Genomic DNA, 16,943 nt, shown 5'->3' on the forward strand with positions numbered 1-16,943 from the left:
TTTCCGAGAGGGGACAGTATGAGACTCAAACTGGTTGCAGTTGCGGTCGCGGCGCTGGCGCCGGTGGTTGCGATGCTCTTCTACAACGAGATCGCGCTCCGCCATCAGCGCAACGAGGAAGTGCGCACCTCCGCTGCGCAGGCGGCGAGGCAAGCCTCGTCGGAAGTCGAACGGATTATTGAGGGCCTGCACGCCCTTCTCGTCTCCGTGTCATCAATGCCTTCCGTCCGACACCTCGACGTCCCGGCTTGCAACGACGCCCTGAAATCGGTTGCCGAAAACATTCCCAACATCCGCACCATCTTCGTCGCCGGGCTCGATGGGCGGCCGATCTGCGGAAGCATGGCTTTCCCGAAAGGCGTGGTCTTTTCCGACCGCGATTATTTCCAGCAGACTTTGGAGACCAAGGACTTTTCCGTCGGCACCTATACGCAGAGTCGCCTTTCCGACCGCCCGGTGCTGCCGCTCGCGATCCCCCTGATGGAAGGCGATATCATCAAGGCCATCATCGTCAGCGGGATCCGGCTGGACTGGCTGCAGAACCGCATCACCGAGCGCGGCGTTGCTCCCGGCAATGCGGTGACCATCGCCGACGGCAAGGGAACCATTGTCGCGCACGTTCCCTCTCCCGATCAGTTCGTCGGTACGATCTTGCCCGAGGAATACCAGCAGCTGATCCACGCCGAACAGCCTGATGTCATTGAGACCACCAGTCAGGACGGAACAGCGCGCATCCTCGGTTATCGCCCGATAGCCTTGCCTTCCAACCCCCTCTATGTCAGCGCCGGCTTCTCGAAAACGGAGGTCTTCGCGCCGATCGAACGGGCGACGCTGATGAATACGCTCGCCATCATCGGCGGTGCGCTTTTCGCCTTCGTCGCCGCGATCTTTATCGGTAACCGCTTCATCCTGATACCGATCTCCAGGATCGCGGATGTGATGGAAAGTTGGCGCAGCGGTCAGACGACGGCGCGGACCGGCATGAAGGGACCGGGCGAGCTGGGGCTCGTCGGCGCAACCTTCGATCGGCTGCTCGACGAACTCGAAGACCGCAGGCGCCAAAATCAGCAGGCGGAGGAGGAACGGAGCCTGCTCGTCCGCGAGCTTGCGCATCGCGTCAAGAATGGCTTCACGCTCGTGCAGGCGATTGCCAGACAAACCTTCTCGCGGTCCGATCCGGAGAGATACAATTCCTTCGCCGAGAGGCTCGCAGCCCTCGCCGGTACCTATGACCTCATCCTGTCGCGGGAGGGGTCGGCTTCGCCCATTCGGGATATCCTGTCCGCAGCCCTGCGGGCGCATGTCGCCTCGCAAGCCGAGCGCATTCGTCTCGACGGACCGGACGTGGTTCTTCCGGCGGACACCGCCCTGCCGCTCTCGCTGGTGATTCATGAGCTGGCGACCAACGCAACCAAGTATGGAAGCCTCGGCAGCGAAAATGGAACAGTCGCCATCGAATGGAAGCACGAGGATGGACGTGTCCTCCTTCTGTGGACGGAAGCCGGCGGGCCGCCGGTCTCGACGCCGACGAAAAAGGGCTTCGGCTCGGTGCTCATTGAACGTGCCTTCCCGTCGAAGGCGCAGGCGCGATCCCGCGTGGACTATCAGGCCGAAGGCCTCATCTTCGAAGTAATATTTTCGATTGGGGAACCGGTTGCCAGAGGCGAAGTTGACCCTCTGAGCCGGGACGTAAAGCATACGAGCTAGAGATGAAAACCAAGGTGGTCGTGGTCGAGGACGAGGCTCTGCTGCTGATGATGGCGGTCGCCATCGTCGAGGAGGCAGGCTTTGAAGCGCTCGAGGCACGCAATGCCGACGAGGCGCTCATGCTCTTCGAAAGAGTGCCCGGCATCCGGATCCTGTTTACCGATATCGACATGCCGGGCAGCATGGATGGCTTGATGCTCGCAAGGGCCGTCCGCGACCGCTGGCCGCCCGTGGAAATCATCATCGTCTCCGGCATGAAGCAGCCGGACGCGGGCGCCTTGCCCGAGCGCGGCGTCTTCTTCTCCAAGCCCTACGATATCCGGCAGCTTACCAATGCGCTCGTCAGCATGGCCGCGTAGGGCTTCGGCCGCGGCACGGGCTGCGCCACGGGAAATGACGCGGGATGATGCATCCTTTTGGAATCTCGTGCGTTTTCCCTGCTTCAACAGCAGGAGACCACCATGTCCAAACGCGAACTCATCGATACAGGCACTGACAAGCGCTACGTCCGCCGCGACGACCAGGGTCGTTTCACCGAGTCAGCGGACGTCAGCCGCTCGCTCTCGGCAGACAAGCGGCGCCGGGCAAAAAATGATGCAAAGCCCGGAGAAGGCGATCGCGGCGACCGTCACGCCAAAAGGCACTGAAATCGAGTCGTCGCTCCTGTGAGCGCGGCTGCTCGAGCGGCTATCTTTCTGCCATGGAAGGCCGCTGCAAATCGATGCGGCTGGTTACGACCGGCTGGCCGGAAGCGGGGTCTTTGTCGACGGTCTGCAGTCGAAGCCTGTTCTGCCCGACCTTCTCAATCGTTAAAATTGCATCTCGGTCGCCGTTGACCAGCCGCGCCCACGTCACACGCAGGTTGAGGGCGGTGCCTTTCCTGCTCCCGGCAAGCTTCGACGGCAGCCCCGATGGTCCCACGTACTTGCCGGTATAACGCTCTCCGGCGGCATTTACGGTCGCCGAGAAGCTCCTGGTGAAAACGGCAAGGCCGCGACACGTCCCATTCATCGAGACGGCAGATGCACCCGCATCAGATCGCAGGGTGCAGGAGACCTTCAGATTCGCGCCGCCTATCTTGGTGAGGACCATCCCGGTTCCGCTCCAGTCACCGTCCAAAGACTGGAGAAATCCTGCCTCCGACGCCGTTGCCTCGGCCGGCAAGCAGGAGAGCGAAAGCAAAGTCGCGATCAGAGCAGCACGCATGAAATCCCCCAGGGTTGCATGGCCTAACTCACGAGAGGAGCAGATTGTTCCCCGTCGCGGCACTCGTGCAACCATTGCCCTCGCCTCATCCACTCCGTCGCTGCGATGCGGCGTCGATCCTGCGGAGCTCGAAGAAATAACGACAGGCATCGCCGTCGACGCACATCATACCAGCGACCTGGTCGTCTCCCGTCCTGCGGAAATAGTCGGCGAGCGGCTGCCTGTCGTAGACCATAGCAGCTGTGGTGAAGTTATCGAAGGTCTGAAGCCTCAGCGACGCGGTCGTACCCCGCGCCCGCAGCGCCTTCTGCAGGTAGGAGAAGCAGCTCCGGGCGATCCGAGTGCGGCCGAACGGCGCCGCCTTGATGGCCAGGCGGATCGGAAAAATGCCGGGGTCGATCGCCACCAGCCGATCCCACCGCCACTGAAAGAGGAGGGCGTCGGCGCGCATGTCGGCGTGAAACCGCTTGCCGAACCAGCCCAGGTTCTCGAGAACGCCGTCGAGCGGGTGGCCCGATGGGATGCCCGCACCTCGCCACAGGCCGAGCATCTCGGCCGGCCGGACCGGCGCCAGCGAAGAGAACCAGGCGGTCATTTCGTTCTGTCGCTTAGCACTTTTCAGCGGCATCATGACCCCGGCTTCGTCGACAATAGGGCTTGCAGCGACACCGGCCTGAGGCCCTGCGCATCGACGCCGACATCGTACTGGCGGGGCAGGGGCTTGAGGCGGCCGTGGGAATGTCCGTGCAGATTGATCGACTTCTTGCCCATCTTGTTCCAGGTGCGGAACGGGTAATGGCACAGGATCAGCAGATGATCGTCCAGCGTCATTTCGCTGTAGTGCTGAACGCTTGCCCATCCCGTCGCCTCGGTCGTCGTCGGGGGATCATTATTCCCGATGATGAGGTGCTTCCGCCCGTTCAGCATCGAAAGGAGCTGGTCGCAATCGCCGCCGCGGAAGGACATGAAGTCGCCGAGATGCCAGATATCGTCCTGCGCATCAACGATCTCGTTCCAGTTGCGGATCAGCGTTACGTCGTGGGACGCCATGTCGGGAAAGGGGCGTCGGTCGATGCGAAGGACGCGGGGATCTGCAAAGTGGGTATCGCCGATAAAGTAAATCATCTGACAGAGATGGCGCAGTCCGCCCGCTTGGGAAGCCGACGTGTTTGCTAATGGCCAGGTGTAGGAATCGAATGTTTCACGTCGTCAAGGGACGGGCTGTGCACGACGCGATAACGCGCTTCGACGAGGTTATAGATCCCGAAGGCCGCCAGGCCGATCGCGATGGCGATGTAGAGGATCGCGCCGAAAGGAAGCCGTCTCACCCATTCGAGCGCGTCCGCCATGCTGCCTGCCTGCTCAGGGTCAACACGAAAACCTGCATAGACGAAGAATATTCCGGTGATCACAAAGACGACGCCGCGGGCGACGAGGCCGTAGACGCAGACCGAGGTCACCACGCCGCTTGTGTCGGCGAGCCTGAGATAGCGTTCGAATTTCCTGGTAATGCCCTTGGCTGCCGTCACGGCCCCGCCGATGATGAAGCCGAGACCGACGGCCATGGCCAGATAGGCGCCGAACGGCTGCGACATGATCCATTCTGCCAATCCCTTCTCACCCGATCCCTGACTTCCGCCGCCGCTGAAGAGTGCGTGCCCCAGCGCGTATCCGGCAAGCCCGAGATAGACGACGGCGCTGCCGAAGAAAACCGTGCGGATGGCGATGGCCTTGGCGTCGCGGCCGTGGCCGTCGCTGTCGGCGAGCGACTGCGCTAGCCGCCAGGCGACGAAACCCAGAAGTCCGATGCCGATGAGACCAACCCAGACGCGGCCGAAGGGCTGTCCGAGAAGCGTCGAAAGTGCCGATTTCGTTTCCGACTTTCCGCCGGCGACGCCGGAGAAGAGGGCCAGCCCCGCCACGAGGAGGAACACGATACCGCGGGCCACATAGCCGCTCTTGGCAAGCAGGTCGAAACGAAATCCTTTGGGCATGATATTCTCCGCGCGTCCGTGTGGCTGTTAGCTCTAACGCGCTACCGCGCGGAAAGTTGTCATCGAGGAAAGACCATGAGCATTGAGGGCGTTGCCGATGCCGGTCCGTAGCGCCGGGCTTCTCATCTACCGCCTTTGCGAGACGAGGCCGGAGGTCCTGCTCGTCCATCCCGGCGGTCCCTTCTGGGCGAAGAAGGACGAGGGCGCTTGGTCGATCCCGAAAGGATTGATCGAAGCCGGCGAAGACGAATTGTCGGCAGCGATCCGGGAGGCGCAGGAGGAGCTCGGCGTCGAAATTCAAGGAAGCTTCGCCCGGCTCGGAGAATATCGCCAGCGCGGCGGAAAAGTGGTGGTCGTCTGGTCGGTGGAGGCGGACGCCGCGCTTGACGTCGAGACAGTGCGGAGTTCGGAGTTTCAGATCGAATGGCCACCGCGATCGGGCCGCATCCAGAATTTCCCCGAGGTCGACCGCGCCGGGTGGTTTCCCATCGCAGAAGCTGAAATCAAGATTCTCAAAGGCCAGGTTGCCATGCTTGCCGATCTCGCAAAACAGCTCGGCCAGGACCAGTAAACGCTCATCATTCTGTTTCGACAAGAATGAAGGAGCGGTCGGCGGCCTCGAGCAAAGTATCAGCGATCGGTCCATATGACAGCATCTCGCCGGCCCGTCGGCTGACGCCGAGCACGATCAGATTGAACCTGCCTCGGCGCGCCTGACGCAGGATCGACAGATCGGGTGCGCCGCCCGACTGGGTGATCTTTTCGACCGAAATGTCGTTGTAGCTCGCGATTTCGTCAATCTTCCTGAATGCGGCCAGATGCGCGTTGGCGATATCGCTCACACGCGGCGCCAATGACGCCTGTTGCGGCTCACGGATGTAAATCGCAGCTACGTGCGCGCTGCTGGCCTTGGCCACGACCAACGCGAATTCCGCCGCCCGCATGGACCGTTCTGTCCCGCTGATCGGCACCAAGATGCGCAGCCTTCCGTCATCGTCGGGCAAGGCGCCACGTTGCGAACAGATGGCAGTCGTTCCTTTGAACGACTTGCTCATCCTCGAAATTTTCTGGTCAAGACCTCCCTCGGGCGCTGCGGTGGGTTCGACCCCGACAAAGAGCATGTCATGACCCTTTTCGGCACTCTCGGCCAGCAGTGCTTCGAGGTCCCCGCTCGTCCCACTCGTTGTAACGTGAAGGTCGCCATCGATGGCGGCCTCCTGACTGCCGACGCGGCCGACGGTTCGCTGCGCGCTCTCCCTCACTTGTTCGGCAATCGCCATGGCGGTGTTATCGATTGTCCGTCCCGCTTCGTCCTTGTTGCCGCCGGATTGGGCTTCTGGGCCTTGGGGTTTTCCATCGATGTTCAACACGGTGATCGGCATCTTTCGCAAGGCAGTAAAATGGGCGGCAATGCGGGTCGCAAGGCCGCTGCTGGCGGAATTGTCGACGGCAAGAAGGATGCGTTCAAATTTCGAAAGGAAGCTTTGCTCTTCGAATCCTTGACGGGCCAAACGATCACGCTCGTCCTCCCGCATCGGCAGCCTTGCAAGCGCCCAACGCAGCGATGGCGGCATGGCCATGGTCGTGACCACCGCCATCGCCACAATGACGGAAAACAGCCGCTGATCGAGAACCCCGATGGAAAGACCGATCGATGCGACGATGACCTCGGTGGAGCCGCGGGCGTTCATTCCGCAGCCAAGCGCGACGGCTTCCGGATTGGTAAAGCCGCTGAATTTGGCACCGGCAAAGGCGCCTCCGAACTTTCCCAAGCTCGCAATCAGGATAAGGCCGAGCGCCAGGAGCAGAATGGCGGGATCGCTGAGAACGCCGAGATCCGTCTCCAAGCCGGTCAGGCCGAAAAAGACCGGCATGAACAGCGCCGTTGTCAGCGCCCGAAGCTGGCTGTCGATCTGGCGGGTCAAAATCGGCGATTGACCGACCAGAATGCCGGCGACGAACGCGCCGAGAACCGTGTGCACACCGATCAGATCAGTGATGATCGCCATGGCGCCCATGATGGCGATGATGGCGCTAAGGACCGGCAGATCGCTTTTGAACTTATCGTTCGTCAGTCGGATGATTTCGAAGACGATGCGGCGCCCGATCGTGAAGCTGAACGCCATGAAAGCAAGCGTGCCGGCTACGCTCCTCACCAATATCCACAGATCGACGGCGCCATGTTCGGCAAGGCTGAAAGTCACGGCGATGATCACCCAGCCGACAGTATCGTCGATGATTGCCGACGCGACGATCAATTGGCCGATATTGCGTCGCATGAAATCCATTTCCCGGACGACGGATGCCACGATCTTGACGGAGGAGATGGAGAGAGCCGTTCCAAGAAAGAGCGCCGTCACCAGCCGCGCCTGCGGATTCGGCAACAGCGAGGCAGGGAGGAGCTCTCCCAGAGTAAAACCCGCGGCGAAGGGGATGAGAATACCGCTTAACGAAACGCCGAAGGCGGCGCGGCGCAGCCGGACCGCCAGGCCGAGATCCGTTTCCATACCGGCGAGAAGCAAGAGGAACAGGATGCCGAGCTGGGCAATGGCGTCGGTCATGCTTTTTTGTGCTTCGCCCGCCGGGAATAGCTGATGCTGAAGGTCAGGCCATAGAGACCCGAATACAGATGGCCCGAGGAGGACACCGCCGATGATCTGACCCATGATGGAGGGCTGGCCGATGCGCACCATGAACTCGCCGAGCAATCGCCCGATGGCGACGAGCACGATGATCTGGACGAGAAACAGCGTTTCCGATGGCGCGTCCCGATCGGCGACGCCTGCTGCCGAGGCCGAGGCTGCAACGAGGAGAAGCAGGATTGCCAGTGCAACTTGCCAATGCCAGGCGCCTTTCAGGCTCATCTGCACCGACTCCCTGGAACTCCGATCACCGTCAGCCTCGAAGCGACATATTCGAGCGTGGCATCATTTCAATGTTCGACACCGAACAACGTTCCGAGGACTGGCAGGGCCACGGGTCTTTGCATGCGCGCAACGGCGGCTGCAATTCTGCAAACCGACGCATCGAGCCAACTCTTCTGGAGGCGAGCACGAGGCATTCAGATTTCAATCCACGCCGGTGATCTCCGGAGTGAAGGCAATGATTTTTTCGGATATCTGGCTGCCGTCTCCGCTGCTCGCAGCGAGCAGAAGCGCGGCGGCGACTTCGCCCATCTGACGCCGTGGCGAAATCGAGGTTGCGATCCTGACCGGGAGGGCGCTGGCGACATCCAACCCGTTGAATCCGGCGATCAGGATTTCCGCAGGGCTGGAAATGCCGAGTTCCAGGCAGGCAAAGGCGCCGCCCGTCGCCATGTCGTCGTTGGAATAATAGATGCAGTCGAGATCCCTGGTCGCCGCGAGCATCGACATGGACAGCCGCTTGCCGTGCGCCACCGAGGAATAGGCGGCGTTGAACCGCTCGTCCACGAAAGCAAGGCCGCTCTCACGCAGCACTTTCTCGAAGCCGGCCTTCCGCTTGCCGGCGCGCAGATCTCTGTCGATCGCGCTGCCGATATAGCCGAATCGCCGCCGACCGGCGGCCAACAGCGCTTTTGCCATCTCTTCCCCGGCCTTGCCATGCGAAAGACCGACGTTGAAATCGATGGGCGTGCCGTCGAGATCCATCAGCTGAATGACGGGGATCGCGGCATTCTGCAACATTCTCACCGTTTCTGCCGGCTGATCGAGACCCGTCACAATGATGGCGGCAGGGCGCCAGGAGAGCATGTCGCGGATGATCTCGCGTTCCTTCGCCATATCGTAATCAGAGATGCCGAACACCGCCTGCATGCCTGATCCCCGCAGCCCGGCGGAAATGCCCGCTAGCATCTCGGGAAAGACGATGTTGGACATGCTGGGAACGACGACGGCGACGAGGTTGGTGCGCTGCGACGACAGTGAGAGCGCCAGCCGGTTACCGACGTAGTTTAGCCGCTCGGCCTGCTGAAGCACTTTTTCGCGAGTCTCCTTGGAAACGTCGGCGGCGCCGCGAAGGGCGCGCGATGCCGTCATCTTGCTGACGCCTGCCGCAGCGGCAACCTCTTCCAGTGTGGATTTACGCATCGCACCGACCCCATCGTCGAACTGCCTCGCCAGCGGGCAACGTCAGACTCATAGGCTCTTTTCCAAAAAAGGAAAACACTCGCTACTTGACATGCACGGTAAAAATAGGCGTTGTTACCGATACCGGTATCGATACCAGCCATGGGAAACGGGAGAGAAGCCGGGCGGGAGACAGGTAAAGCCATGGTCATAGAATCGGAGTCGATGGGCGCACAGGCAGCGCTTCGGAGGATCCGACATCTGATTAACGTTCGATAGCGATGATCTGCGGATCAGGAAAGGTGACTTGACCCGCAGGTTGCAAACCTATCTGAATTCGATCGGGCATATGCCGATCGGGCTGGTTCCAGATCGCGTCGCGAGCCGGCCCGGGAGTGACCACAAGGACAATAAGACGAGTAGCGCGATCTTGACCGAAGAGACCGGCCGACGGGAGGAAGAGCCGATATGCATGTGATGATCTTGGGAGCAGCCGGCATGGTCGGCCGCAAGCTGGTCGAGAAGATTGCGCGCGAGCCGCTCGCTTTCGGCCGATCCATCACCCGTCTGACGCTGGCAGATGCTTTTCAGCCGCCGGTGCCGGAGACGCTCCAGTCCGTCTCCACGACGCAGATAGTCGACCTTGCCGCCGCCGGCGTAGCTGACAGGCTGATCGAAAGCCGGCCGGATCTGATCTTTCACCTGGCCGCCATCGTGTCGGGTGAGGCCGAGGCAGATTTCGACAAGGGTTACGCCGTCAACCTCGATGGCACGCGCGCTCTCTTCGATGCGATCCGCCAGCTCAGCCTCAAGAGCGCCTATGTGCCGCGCGTCGTCTTTGCATCCTCGATCGCCGTCTTCGGCACGCCGTTCCCGGAGGTCATTCCGGATGAATTCTTTGCCACGCCGCTGACGAGTTACGGCACCCAGAAGGCAATTGCCGAACTGCTGCTTGCCGATTATTCCCGCCGCGGCATCTTCGATGGCATCGGCATCCGGTTGCCGACCATCTGCGTGCGCCCCGGTGCGCCCAACAAGGCGGCCTCCGGTTTCTTCTCCAATATCCTGCGCGAGCCGCTGGTCGGTAAGGAAGCCATATTGCCGGTCAGCGACAGCGTCCGGCACTGGTTTGCCAGTCCGCGCGCGGCCGTCGGCTTCTTCGTCCATGCCGCGACGATCGATACGGCGAGGATCGGCGCGCGGCGCAACCTGACCATGCCGGGCCTTTCCGCGCTGGTCTCCGAAGAGATCGACGCTCTGCGCCGGGTGGCCGGCGACAAGGCGGTCGCCCTCATCAAACGCGTGCCCGATCCTGTGATCGAACGCATCGTCGCCGGCTGGCCGACCCAGTTCGATGCGACGAGAGCCTCTTCGCTCGGTTTCAAGGCGGAAACGAGCTTCGACGAAATTCTGCAAGTGCATATCGAGGATGAACTCGGCGGGAGGATTGCGTGAGCGTATCGGCGAGCGGAGAAGCAAGGATCGCGCTTGTCACCGGCGGTGGCACCGGCGTCGGGCGTGCCATATCGAGGGGACTCGGCGCGGCCGGCTACAGAGTGGTGATTTCAGGACGACGGGCCGATGTGCTTGAAAAGGCGGCGAGCGAGCTTGGCAGCGAAACGGGGGCCGAGTTTTTCGCGGTTCCCGCCGATGTCGGCGATCCCGCTTCGGTGCGGGCTCTCTTCGATGCGATCGCGGAGAGATACGGACGGCTCGACCTCCTGGTCAACAATGCCGGCGTCACCGTACCGGGCGTACCGCTCGAGGAGGTTTCCTTCGAGCAATGGAACGCCATCGTCGCCGCCAATCTCACCGGCGCCTTTCTCTGCACGCAGCAGGCCTTCCGGCTGATGAAGAGCCAGAGCCCGCACGGCGGCCGCATCATCAACAACGGCTCCGTCTCGGCCACGACGCCGCGCCCGAATTCGGCGCCTTACACCGCGACGAAGCATGCCATTACGGGCCTGACCAAATCCACCGCGCTCGACGGGCGCGAATTCGACATCGCCTGCGGCCAGATCGATATCGGCAACGCCGCCAGCGACATGACGACGAGGATCGCGGCCGGTGTGCTGCAGGCCAACGGCAGCATTGCCGCGGAGGCGACGATCGACCCGGCCCATATTGCCGACGCCGTCGTCTACATGGCCGGCCTGCCGCTCAGCGCCAATGTGCTGACCATGACCGTGATGGCGACGAAAATGCCCTTTGTCGGGCGGGGGTAAGGCCTGCTGTCGCGGCCGAAGCGACATAATATGCAGTTATGCAGTGCTCATGATCTGGGAGGAGGGAGTATGGCAAACGTTCAGTTCGCGGATGTCCGGAAATCGTTCGGCGCGCATCCCGTCATCAAAGGGGTGGACATCGATATCGCCGACGGCGAATTCGTCATCCTCGTCGGGCCCTCGGGCTGCGGCAAGTCCACACTTCTCCGGATGCTGGCGGGGCTCGAGAATATTTCCGGTGGCGAGATCAAGATCGGCGGGCGCGTCGTCAACACGCTGCCGCCGAAGGACCGCGACATTGCCATGGTGTTCCAGAATTATGCGCTTTATCCGCATATGACGGTGGAGCAGAACATGGGCTTCTCGCTCATGCTCAACAAATCGCCGAAGGCAGAAGCCGAAAAGCGAGTAAAATATGCCGCCGGCATCCTCGGTCTCGACAAGCTGCTCGACCGTTATCCGCGCCAGCTTTCCGGCGGTCAGCGCCAGCGCGTCGCCATGGGCCGGGCCATCGTACGCAATCCGGAGGTCTTCCTGTTCGACGAGCCGCTGTCCAACCTTGATGCGAAACTGCGCGTCGCCATGCGCGCCGAGATCAAGGAACTGCACCAGCGCCTGAAGACGACGACCGTCTACGTCACCCATGACCAGATCGAGGCGATGACGATGGCCGACAAGATCGTCGTCATGCATGACGGCATCGTCGAGCAGATCGGCACGCCGCTCGAGCTTTACGACCGCCCCGCCAATCTCTTCGTCGGCGGTTTCATCGGTTCGCCGGCGATGAACATGATCCACGGCAGGCTCGATCCTGAGAATCCCAGCCAGTTCGTCGCCGCCAACGGTACGCGGCTGCCCGTCGCCAATGCGCCGACGAGCGCTGTCGGCCGCGATCTCGTCTACGGGCTGCGCCCCGAATATATCTCGCTCGATCCGAACGGCGTGCCGGCCGAGATCGTGGTGATCGAACCGACCGGCTATGAGACGCATCTGACCGTCCGCCTCGGCGGCAGCGATGTCAGCTGCGTCTTCCGCGAGCGTGTCGATGCCCGCCCGGGCGAAGCCATCCGGGTGGCGATCGATGCCAAGCATGTCCATCTCTTCGACGCCGAAGGCGGCATGCGATTGACCGACTGACGCCATCCGGCGGGATAAGGGGAGAGGAGGAGTCTCCCGTTCCGCCGGAGCGCAAGCATTCGAGGGGTGAGCCCCACGGGAGCGCAAACCTCCCTGGGGAGCTTGTGCCCCCGGGATGCCAGGCCGCCGTTCACCAAGCGGGAGGTGAATGCCGGAGAATTGCTCCCGCTGTTTCAATGAGGAGGAATCTCATGACGATCAAGAGACGTGAATTTCTTGCTGCATCGGCAGCCGTTGCCGGTGTCGCCGGCCTCGGCATCAAGCCGTCCTTTGCGCAGGCCGAACCGACCTACACGCCGGAAAGCGGCGCGAGCCTGCGTCTGTTGCGCTGGACGCCTTTCGTGAAGGGTGATGAGGAGGCCTGGCTTGCCAATACCAAGAAGTTCACTGAAGCCACCGGCGTGGAAGTGCGCATCGACAAGGAGAGCTGGGAGGACATCCGTCCGAAAGCCGCCGTTGCGGCCAATGTCGGCTCCGGTCCGGATCTCATCATGTGCTGGTTCGACGACGCGCACCAATATCCCGACAAGCTGGTCGATCTCACGGAACTCGGCAACTATCTCGGCAACAAGTACGAGGGCTGGTACGACGGCCTGAAGGGTTATGCCACCCGTGACGACAAGTTCATCGCCATGCCGCTGACGACGATCGGCAATGCCGTGGTCTATCGCGACAGCCATGTGAAGGCTGCCGGCTTCAACGAATTCCCGAACGATACCGCAGGCTTCCTCGAGCTTTGCAAGGCGATGAAGGCAAAGGGCACGCCCGCCGGCTTCCCGCACGGCAAGGCGGTCGGCGACGGTAACAACTACGCCCATTGGCTGCTCTGGAGCCATGGCGGCAAAATGGTCGACGAAAGCGGCACGGTGACGATCAACAGCCCGGAAACGCTCGCCTCGATCAACTATGCCAAGGAACTCTACGCGACCTTCATTCCGGGCACGGAAAGCTGGCTGGATGTCAACAACAACCGCGCCTTCCTCGCCGGCCAGGTATCGCTGATCGCCAACGGCGTCTCGGTCTATTACACGGCCAAGAACGATCCGAAGCTCGCCGAGATCGCAAAGGACATTCGGACGACGAACTTCCCGATCGGACCGGTCGGCAAGAGCGTCGAGCTTTTCCAGACGAGCTCTCTGCTGCTCTTCAAGCACAGCAAATATCCGGAAGCGGCCAAGGCCTACATCAAGTTCATGATGGAAGCTGATCAGATGAATGCCTGGATCCAGGGCTCCAGCGCCTATTGCTGCCAGCCACTCAAGGCCTTCGCCAAGAACCCGGTCTGGACCGCCGATCCGGTTCACGCGCCCTATGCGCGCGCCTCGGAAAAGCTGCGCCCGAACGGCTATGCCGGTCCGCTCGGCTACGCCTCGGCGGCAACCATGGCCGACTACGTGCTGGTCGACATGTATGCCGCCGCCGTCACCGGCCAGAAGTCGCCCGAGGACGCGATGAAGGAAGCCGAACGCCGGGCAAACCGCTACTACCGCGTCTGATCCGGAGCCGGGACGTGCAGCATGCCCGATATCCGGCATGCCGCAGGCCTCTAAAGCGCGTCACATCAGATTTGATCCATGCGCCGCGCTTTAGTTCCTTGTTTTTATGCATGTCGTAGTCCCGGAACCGCTGCACACTTCCGGGCGACATGCGTCAGGACTGAATTCAATCTGGAGACAAGCAATGTCGACCTTGAAATCCGGGGATACGCGCGGCCCCTCGCTGATGCAGAACAACAATGTGCTCGGCTTCCTGTTCATGCTGCCGGCCGCCGTGTTCCTTGTCTGCTTCCTCACCTATCCCCTGGGGCTCGGCGTCTGGCTTGGCTTTACCGACACGCGGATCGGCCGGGATGGCATCTTCATCGGCCTGGAGAACTATGAATTCCTGGCCGATGACGCCGTTTTCTGGCTGTCGGTCTTCAACACCATCCTTTACACGGTCATCGCCTCGGCTCTGAAATTCGCGCTCGGCCTCTGGCTGGCACTGCTCCTGAACCAGCACCTTCCATTCAAATCCTTCTTTCGGGCGATCGTGCTGTTGCCCTGGGTGGTGCCGACGGTGCTTTCGGCGCTGGCCTTCTGGTGGATTTACGATTCCCAGTTCTCGATCATCTCCTGGTCGCTGATGAAGCTCGGGCTGATCAGCGCGCCAATCAACTTCCTCGGTGATCCCACAAATGCGCGGATATCGGTCATCGTCGCCAATGTCTGGCGCGGCATCCCCTTCGTGGCGATCTCGCTGCTTGCCGGCCTGCAGACCATTCCGGCTTCGCTGCAGGAGGCGGCCTCGCTCGACGGCGCGACGAGCTGGCAGCGCTTCCGCTATGTGACGCTGCCGATGCTGACGCCGATCATCGCGGTCGTCATGACCTTCTCGGTGCTCTTCACCTTCACGGATTTCCAGCTGATCTACGTGCTGACCAAGGGCGGACCGGTCAACGCCACGCATCTGATGGCCACACTCTCCTTCCAGCGCGGCATTCCGGGCGGCCAGCTCGGTGAGGGGGCGGCCATCGCGGTCGCCATGATACCCTTCCTGCTCGGTGCCATCATGTTCAGCTTCTTCGGCCTGCAACGCCGCAAATGGCAGCAGGGCGGCCAGGACTAGTGTATTTCCACGGAAATACTCTATCTCTTTGTTTTTACGCATTCCGGACGCAAAACCGCTACGCACTTTTGCTGGAATTGCTCTAAGGGGGAAAAAATGTCGACCAATCTCAAAACGGCCGATGAGGTCCTGACCGACAATGCCGAGGGCATGAGCTATCTGAACCGCCTGCCGCGGCGCGTAGTGATGCTCTACCTGCCGATGGCGGTCTTCGTCTTCGTTCTGCTTTTTCCCTTTTACTGGATGGCGATCACCGCCGTGAAGCCGAACGAACAGTTGACCGACTACAACAATTACAGCCCCTTCTGGGTGGTCGGGCCGACGCTCGACCACATCAAATACCTGTTCCTCGAGACGTCCTATCCCGGCTGGCTGTGGAACACGATGCTGGTGGCCGTTGGGTCGACGGCGCTATCGCTGGTGGCCTCGGTGTTCGGCGCTTATGCGATCGAGCGCATCCGCTTCACCGGCTCGCGGCAGATCGGCCTCGTCATCTTCCTCGCCTATCTCATTCCGCCGTCGATCCTCTTCATCCCGCTCGCCTTCATCGTCTTCAAGCTCGGGATCTACGACTCGCGCCTGGCGCTGATCTTCACCTATCCCACGTTCCTCATCCCGTTTTGCACCTGGCTGCTGATGGGCTATTTCCGCTCGATCCCGTTCGAGCTCGAGGAAAGCGCGCTGGTGGACGGCGCCAACCGCTGGCAGATCCTTGTCAAGATCATCCTGCCGCTCGCCGTCCCCGGCCTGATCTCGGCCGGCATTTTCGCCTTCACGCTGTCCTGGAACGAATTCATCTACGCGCTGACATTCATCCAGTCCTCGGAAAACAAGACTATTCCGGTCGGCGTCCTGACCGAACTGGTCCGCGGCGACGTCTTCGAATGGGGATCGCTGATGGCGGGTGCGCTGTTCGGCTCGCTGCCTGTCGTGATCCTGTATTCTTTCTTCGTCGATTATTACGTGTCCTCGATGACGGGCGCGGTAAAGGAGTAGTCTCGTAAATCGGCCCGGGCGCGGAACGTTTGGAAACCCCGGTCGTCGAGAATCTGCTGAAAGGCGCGACCGAACAATCACCCCTTTACAACTAACATGTCAGCCTGCTACACCTGACCCATTAGCTGGGAGGAATGAAGTTGACATCAAGATTCGGGCTTTCCGTCGCTCTCGCCACGCCGTTCGACAGCGATGGCAATATTGCGATCGAGGCGATGATCGCGCAGGCGCGACGCAGCCTTGCGGCCGGATGCTCCAGCGTGACGCTGTTCGGGACGACGGGCGAGGGCTCCTCCGTCGGGAACGGCGAACGGGAACGCGTGCTGGCCGCCTTTCTCGATGCCGGTATTGCGCCTGGCAACATTATCGTCGGCGTGCTGGTCGATGCCGCAGAGGATGCGGCGATGCAGGCCGGTCAGGCTCTGTCCAGGGGCGCCCGCAACATCCTTCTTGCCCCGCCGTCCTATTTCAAGAACGTCAGTGACGACGGCGTCTTTCAATGGTTTTCCAACGTGTTCGCTCTTCTGGGCGACACGGCGCGGGATATCATCGTCTACAATCTTCCCTCGCTCACCATGGTGCCGCTGAGCGTGTCGCTGATCGGCCGGCTGCGGACCGCCTTTCCCCATATCGTCACGGGCGTCAAGGATTCCTCCGGCGACTGGCCGTACACGGAAGCGCTTTTGCAAGCCCATAGTGATCTCATCATCCTGGTCGGCGACGAGCGGCACCTCGCAAGGGCCGTGCGGCTCGGCGGCCAGGGTGCTATATCGGGCATGGCGAATTTCGTGCCCCACGAACTCAAGCCGATGGCCGAAGAGGGTAAGGACGATAGCCGCGTCGCCGATTTCGTTCTCGAATTGCTGAAACATCCTGTCGTTCCGGCCGTGAAGGCGATGGTCGCGCGCACGACGTCGGAGGAGACATGGATCGCGGTCCGTCCGCCGCTTACTTCGATATCCGGTGAAGCGCGGGCGCAACTCGCTCTGGCATTCGATAATCTTTTCCGCTCGAAAGCCGCATAG

General features: G+C 61.5%; 17 protein-coding genes. 11 read left to right on the plus strand and 6 right to left on the minus strand.

The features are described from left to right. Positions 1 to 18: 18 nt before the first annotated feature. From AMK00_RS27465 to AMK00_RS27475, 3 genes are all read left to right on the plus strand, one after another. On the plus strand, positions 19 to 1,707 hold the full coding sequence (locus tag AMK00_RS27465) for a sensor histidine kinase (protein WP_064807369.1): 1,689 nt from the start codon (positions 19 to 21) through the stop codon (positions 1,705 to 1,707). A gap of 2 nt (positions 1,708 to 1,709) precedes the next feature. Continuing rightward, positions 1,710 to 2,066: a response regulator gene (locus tag AMK00_RS27470; RefSeq protein WP_064807371.1), complete on the plus strand. Its 357-nt coding sequence runs from the start codon at positions 1,710 to 1,712 to the stop codon at positions 2,064 to 2,066. Positions 2,067 to 2,168: 102 nt separating this feature from the next. Continuing rightward, positions 2,169 to 2,354, plus strand: a complete 186-nt coding sequence (locus AMK00_RS27475) for a hypothetical protein (RefSeq protein ID WP_020919137.1) — start codon at positions 2,169 to 2,171, stop codon at positions 2,352 to 2,354. A gap of 40 nt (positions 2,355 to 2,394) precedes the next feature. Here AMK00_RS27475 and AMK00_RS27480 read toward each other — a convergent pair whose 3' ends face one another. From AMK00_RS27480 to AMK00_RS27495, 4 genes are all read right to left on the minus strand, one after another. Next, the gene (locus AMK00_RS27480) at positions 2,395 to 2,913 is read right to left on the minus strand and encodes a hypothetical protein (protein ID WP_064812400.1); all 519 of its coding nucleotides are present in this window, start codon (positions 2,911 to 2,913) and stop codon (positions 2,395 to 2,397) included. Positions 2,914 to 2,998: 85 nt separating this feature from the next. Further along, positions 2,999 to 3,541 carry a GXWXG domain-containing protein gene (locus tag AMK00_RS27485; protein ID WP_064813162.1) on the minus strand — a complete coding sequence of 181 codons (543 nt, stop codon included), beginning with the start codon at positions 3,539 to 3,541 and terminating at the stop codon, positions 2,999 to 3,001. Beyond that, positions 3,541 to 4,038 carry a metallophosphoesterase family protein gene (locus tag AMK00_RS27490; protein WP_064807374.1) on the minus strand — a complete coding sequence of 166 codons (498 nt, stop codon included), beginning with the start codon at positions 4,036 to 4,038 and terminating at the stop codon, positions 3,541 to 3,543. Before AMK00_RS27490 ends, AMK00_RS27485 begins: the two co-directional genes overlap by 1 nt. 47 nt (positions 4,039 to 4,085) lie before the next feature. After that, on the minus strand, positions 4,086 to 4,907 hold the full coding sequence (locus AMK00_RS27495; protein WP_064807376.1) for a DUF1206 domain-containing protein: 822 nt from the start codon (positions 4,905 to 4,907) through the stop codon (positions 4,086 to 4,088). A gap of 97 nt (positions 4,908 to 5,004) precedes the next feature. Here AMK00_RS27495 and AMK00_RS27500 point away from each other — a divergent pair, with 97 nt between their 5' ends. Beyond that, a complete protein-coding gene (locus AMK00_RS27500; RefSeq protein ID WP_064807377.1) occupies positions 5,005 to 5,478 on the plus strand; it encodes an NUDIX domain-containing protein in 474 nt (157 codons plus the stop codon). 7 nt (positions 5,479 to 5,485) lie between these two features. Here the strand turns inward: AMK00_RS27500 and AMK00_RS27505 are convergent, their stop codons facing one another. Continuing rightward, complete coding sequence (locus AMK00_RS27505; protein ID WP_064807379.1) at positions 5,486 to 7,771, minus strand: cation:proton antiporter domain-containing protein; 2,286 nt, start codon at positions 7,769 to 7,771, stop codon at positions 5,486 to 5,488. Between the two features lie 204 nt (positions 7,772 to 7,975). Next, complete coding sequence (locus tag AMK00_RS27510; protein ID WP_082240389.1) at positions 7,976 to 8,974, minus strand: LacI family DNA-binding transcriptional regulator; 999 nt, start codon at positions 8,972 to 8,974, stop codon at positions 7,976 to 7,978. Between the two features lie 447 nt (positions 8,975 to 9,421). Between AMK00_RS27510 and denD the strand changes: the two genes are divergently transcribed. The 7 genes from denD (at position 9,422) to AMK00_RS27550 (ending at position 16,943) form a co-directional block, all read left to right on the plus strand. Then, the gene (gene denD, locus AMK00_RS27520) at positions 9,422 to 10,408 is read left to right on the plus strand and encodes a D-erythronate dehydrogenase (protein WP_064807383.1); all 987 of its coding nucleotides are present in this window, start codon (positions 9,422 to 9,424) and stop codon (positions 10,406 to 10,408) included. Beyond that, positions 10,405 to 11,178, plus strand: a complete 774-nt coding sequence (locus AMK00_RS27525) for an SDR family oxidoreductase (RefSeq protein WP_064807385.1) — start codon at positions 10,405 to 10,407, stop codon at positions 11,176 to 11,178. The genes denD and AMK00_RS27525 overlap by 4 nt, the downstream gene beginning before the upstream one ends. 69 nt (positions 11,179 to 11,247) lie before the next feature. Next, a complete protein-coding gene (locus tag AMK00_RS27530; protein ID WP_064807387.1) occupies positions 11,248 to 12,315 on the plus strand; it encodes an ABC transporter ATP-binding protein in 1,068 nt (355 codons plus the stop codon). 191 nt (positions 12,316 to 12,506) lie between these two features. Then, positions 12,507 to 13,811 (plus strand): ABC transporter substrate-binding protein, encoded by a 1,305-nt coding sequence (locus tag AMK00_RS27535; protein WP_064807389.1) that lies wholly within the window; start codon positions 12,507 to 12,509, stop codon positions 13,809 to 13,811. A gap of 184 nt (positions 13,812 to 13,995) precedes the next feature. After that, positions 13,996 to 14,922 carry a carbohydrate ABC transporter permease gene (locus tag AMK00_RS27540; RefSeq protein ID WP_064807391.1) on the plus strand — a complete coding sequence of 309 codons (927 nt, stop codon included), beginning with the start codon at positions 13,996 to 13,998 and terminating at the stop codon, positions 14,920 to 14,922. Between the two features lie 96 nt (positions 14,923 to 15,018). Beyond that, positions 15,019 to 15,918, plus strand: coding sequence for a carbohydrate ABC transporter permease (locus tag AMK00_RS27545; RefSeq protein WP_064812401.1), 900 nt, complete (start codon positions 15,019 to 15,021; stop codon positions 15,916 to 15,918). 140 nt (positions 15,919 to 16,058) lie between these two features. Beyond that, on the plus strand, positions 16,059 to 16,943 hold the full coding sequence (locus AMK00_RS27550; RefSeq protein WP_064813164.1) for a dihydrodipicolinate synthase family protein: 885 nt from the start codon (positions 16,059 to 16,061) through the stop codon (positions 16,941 to 16,943).

It is taken from the genome of Rhizobium sp. N621, from assembly GCF_001664325.1.
GTDB lineage: Bacteria > Pseudomonadota > Alphaproteobacteria > Rhizobiales > Rhizobiaceae > Rhizobium > Rhizobium esperanzae.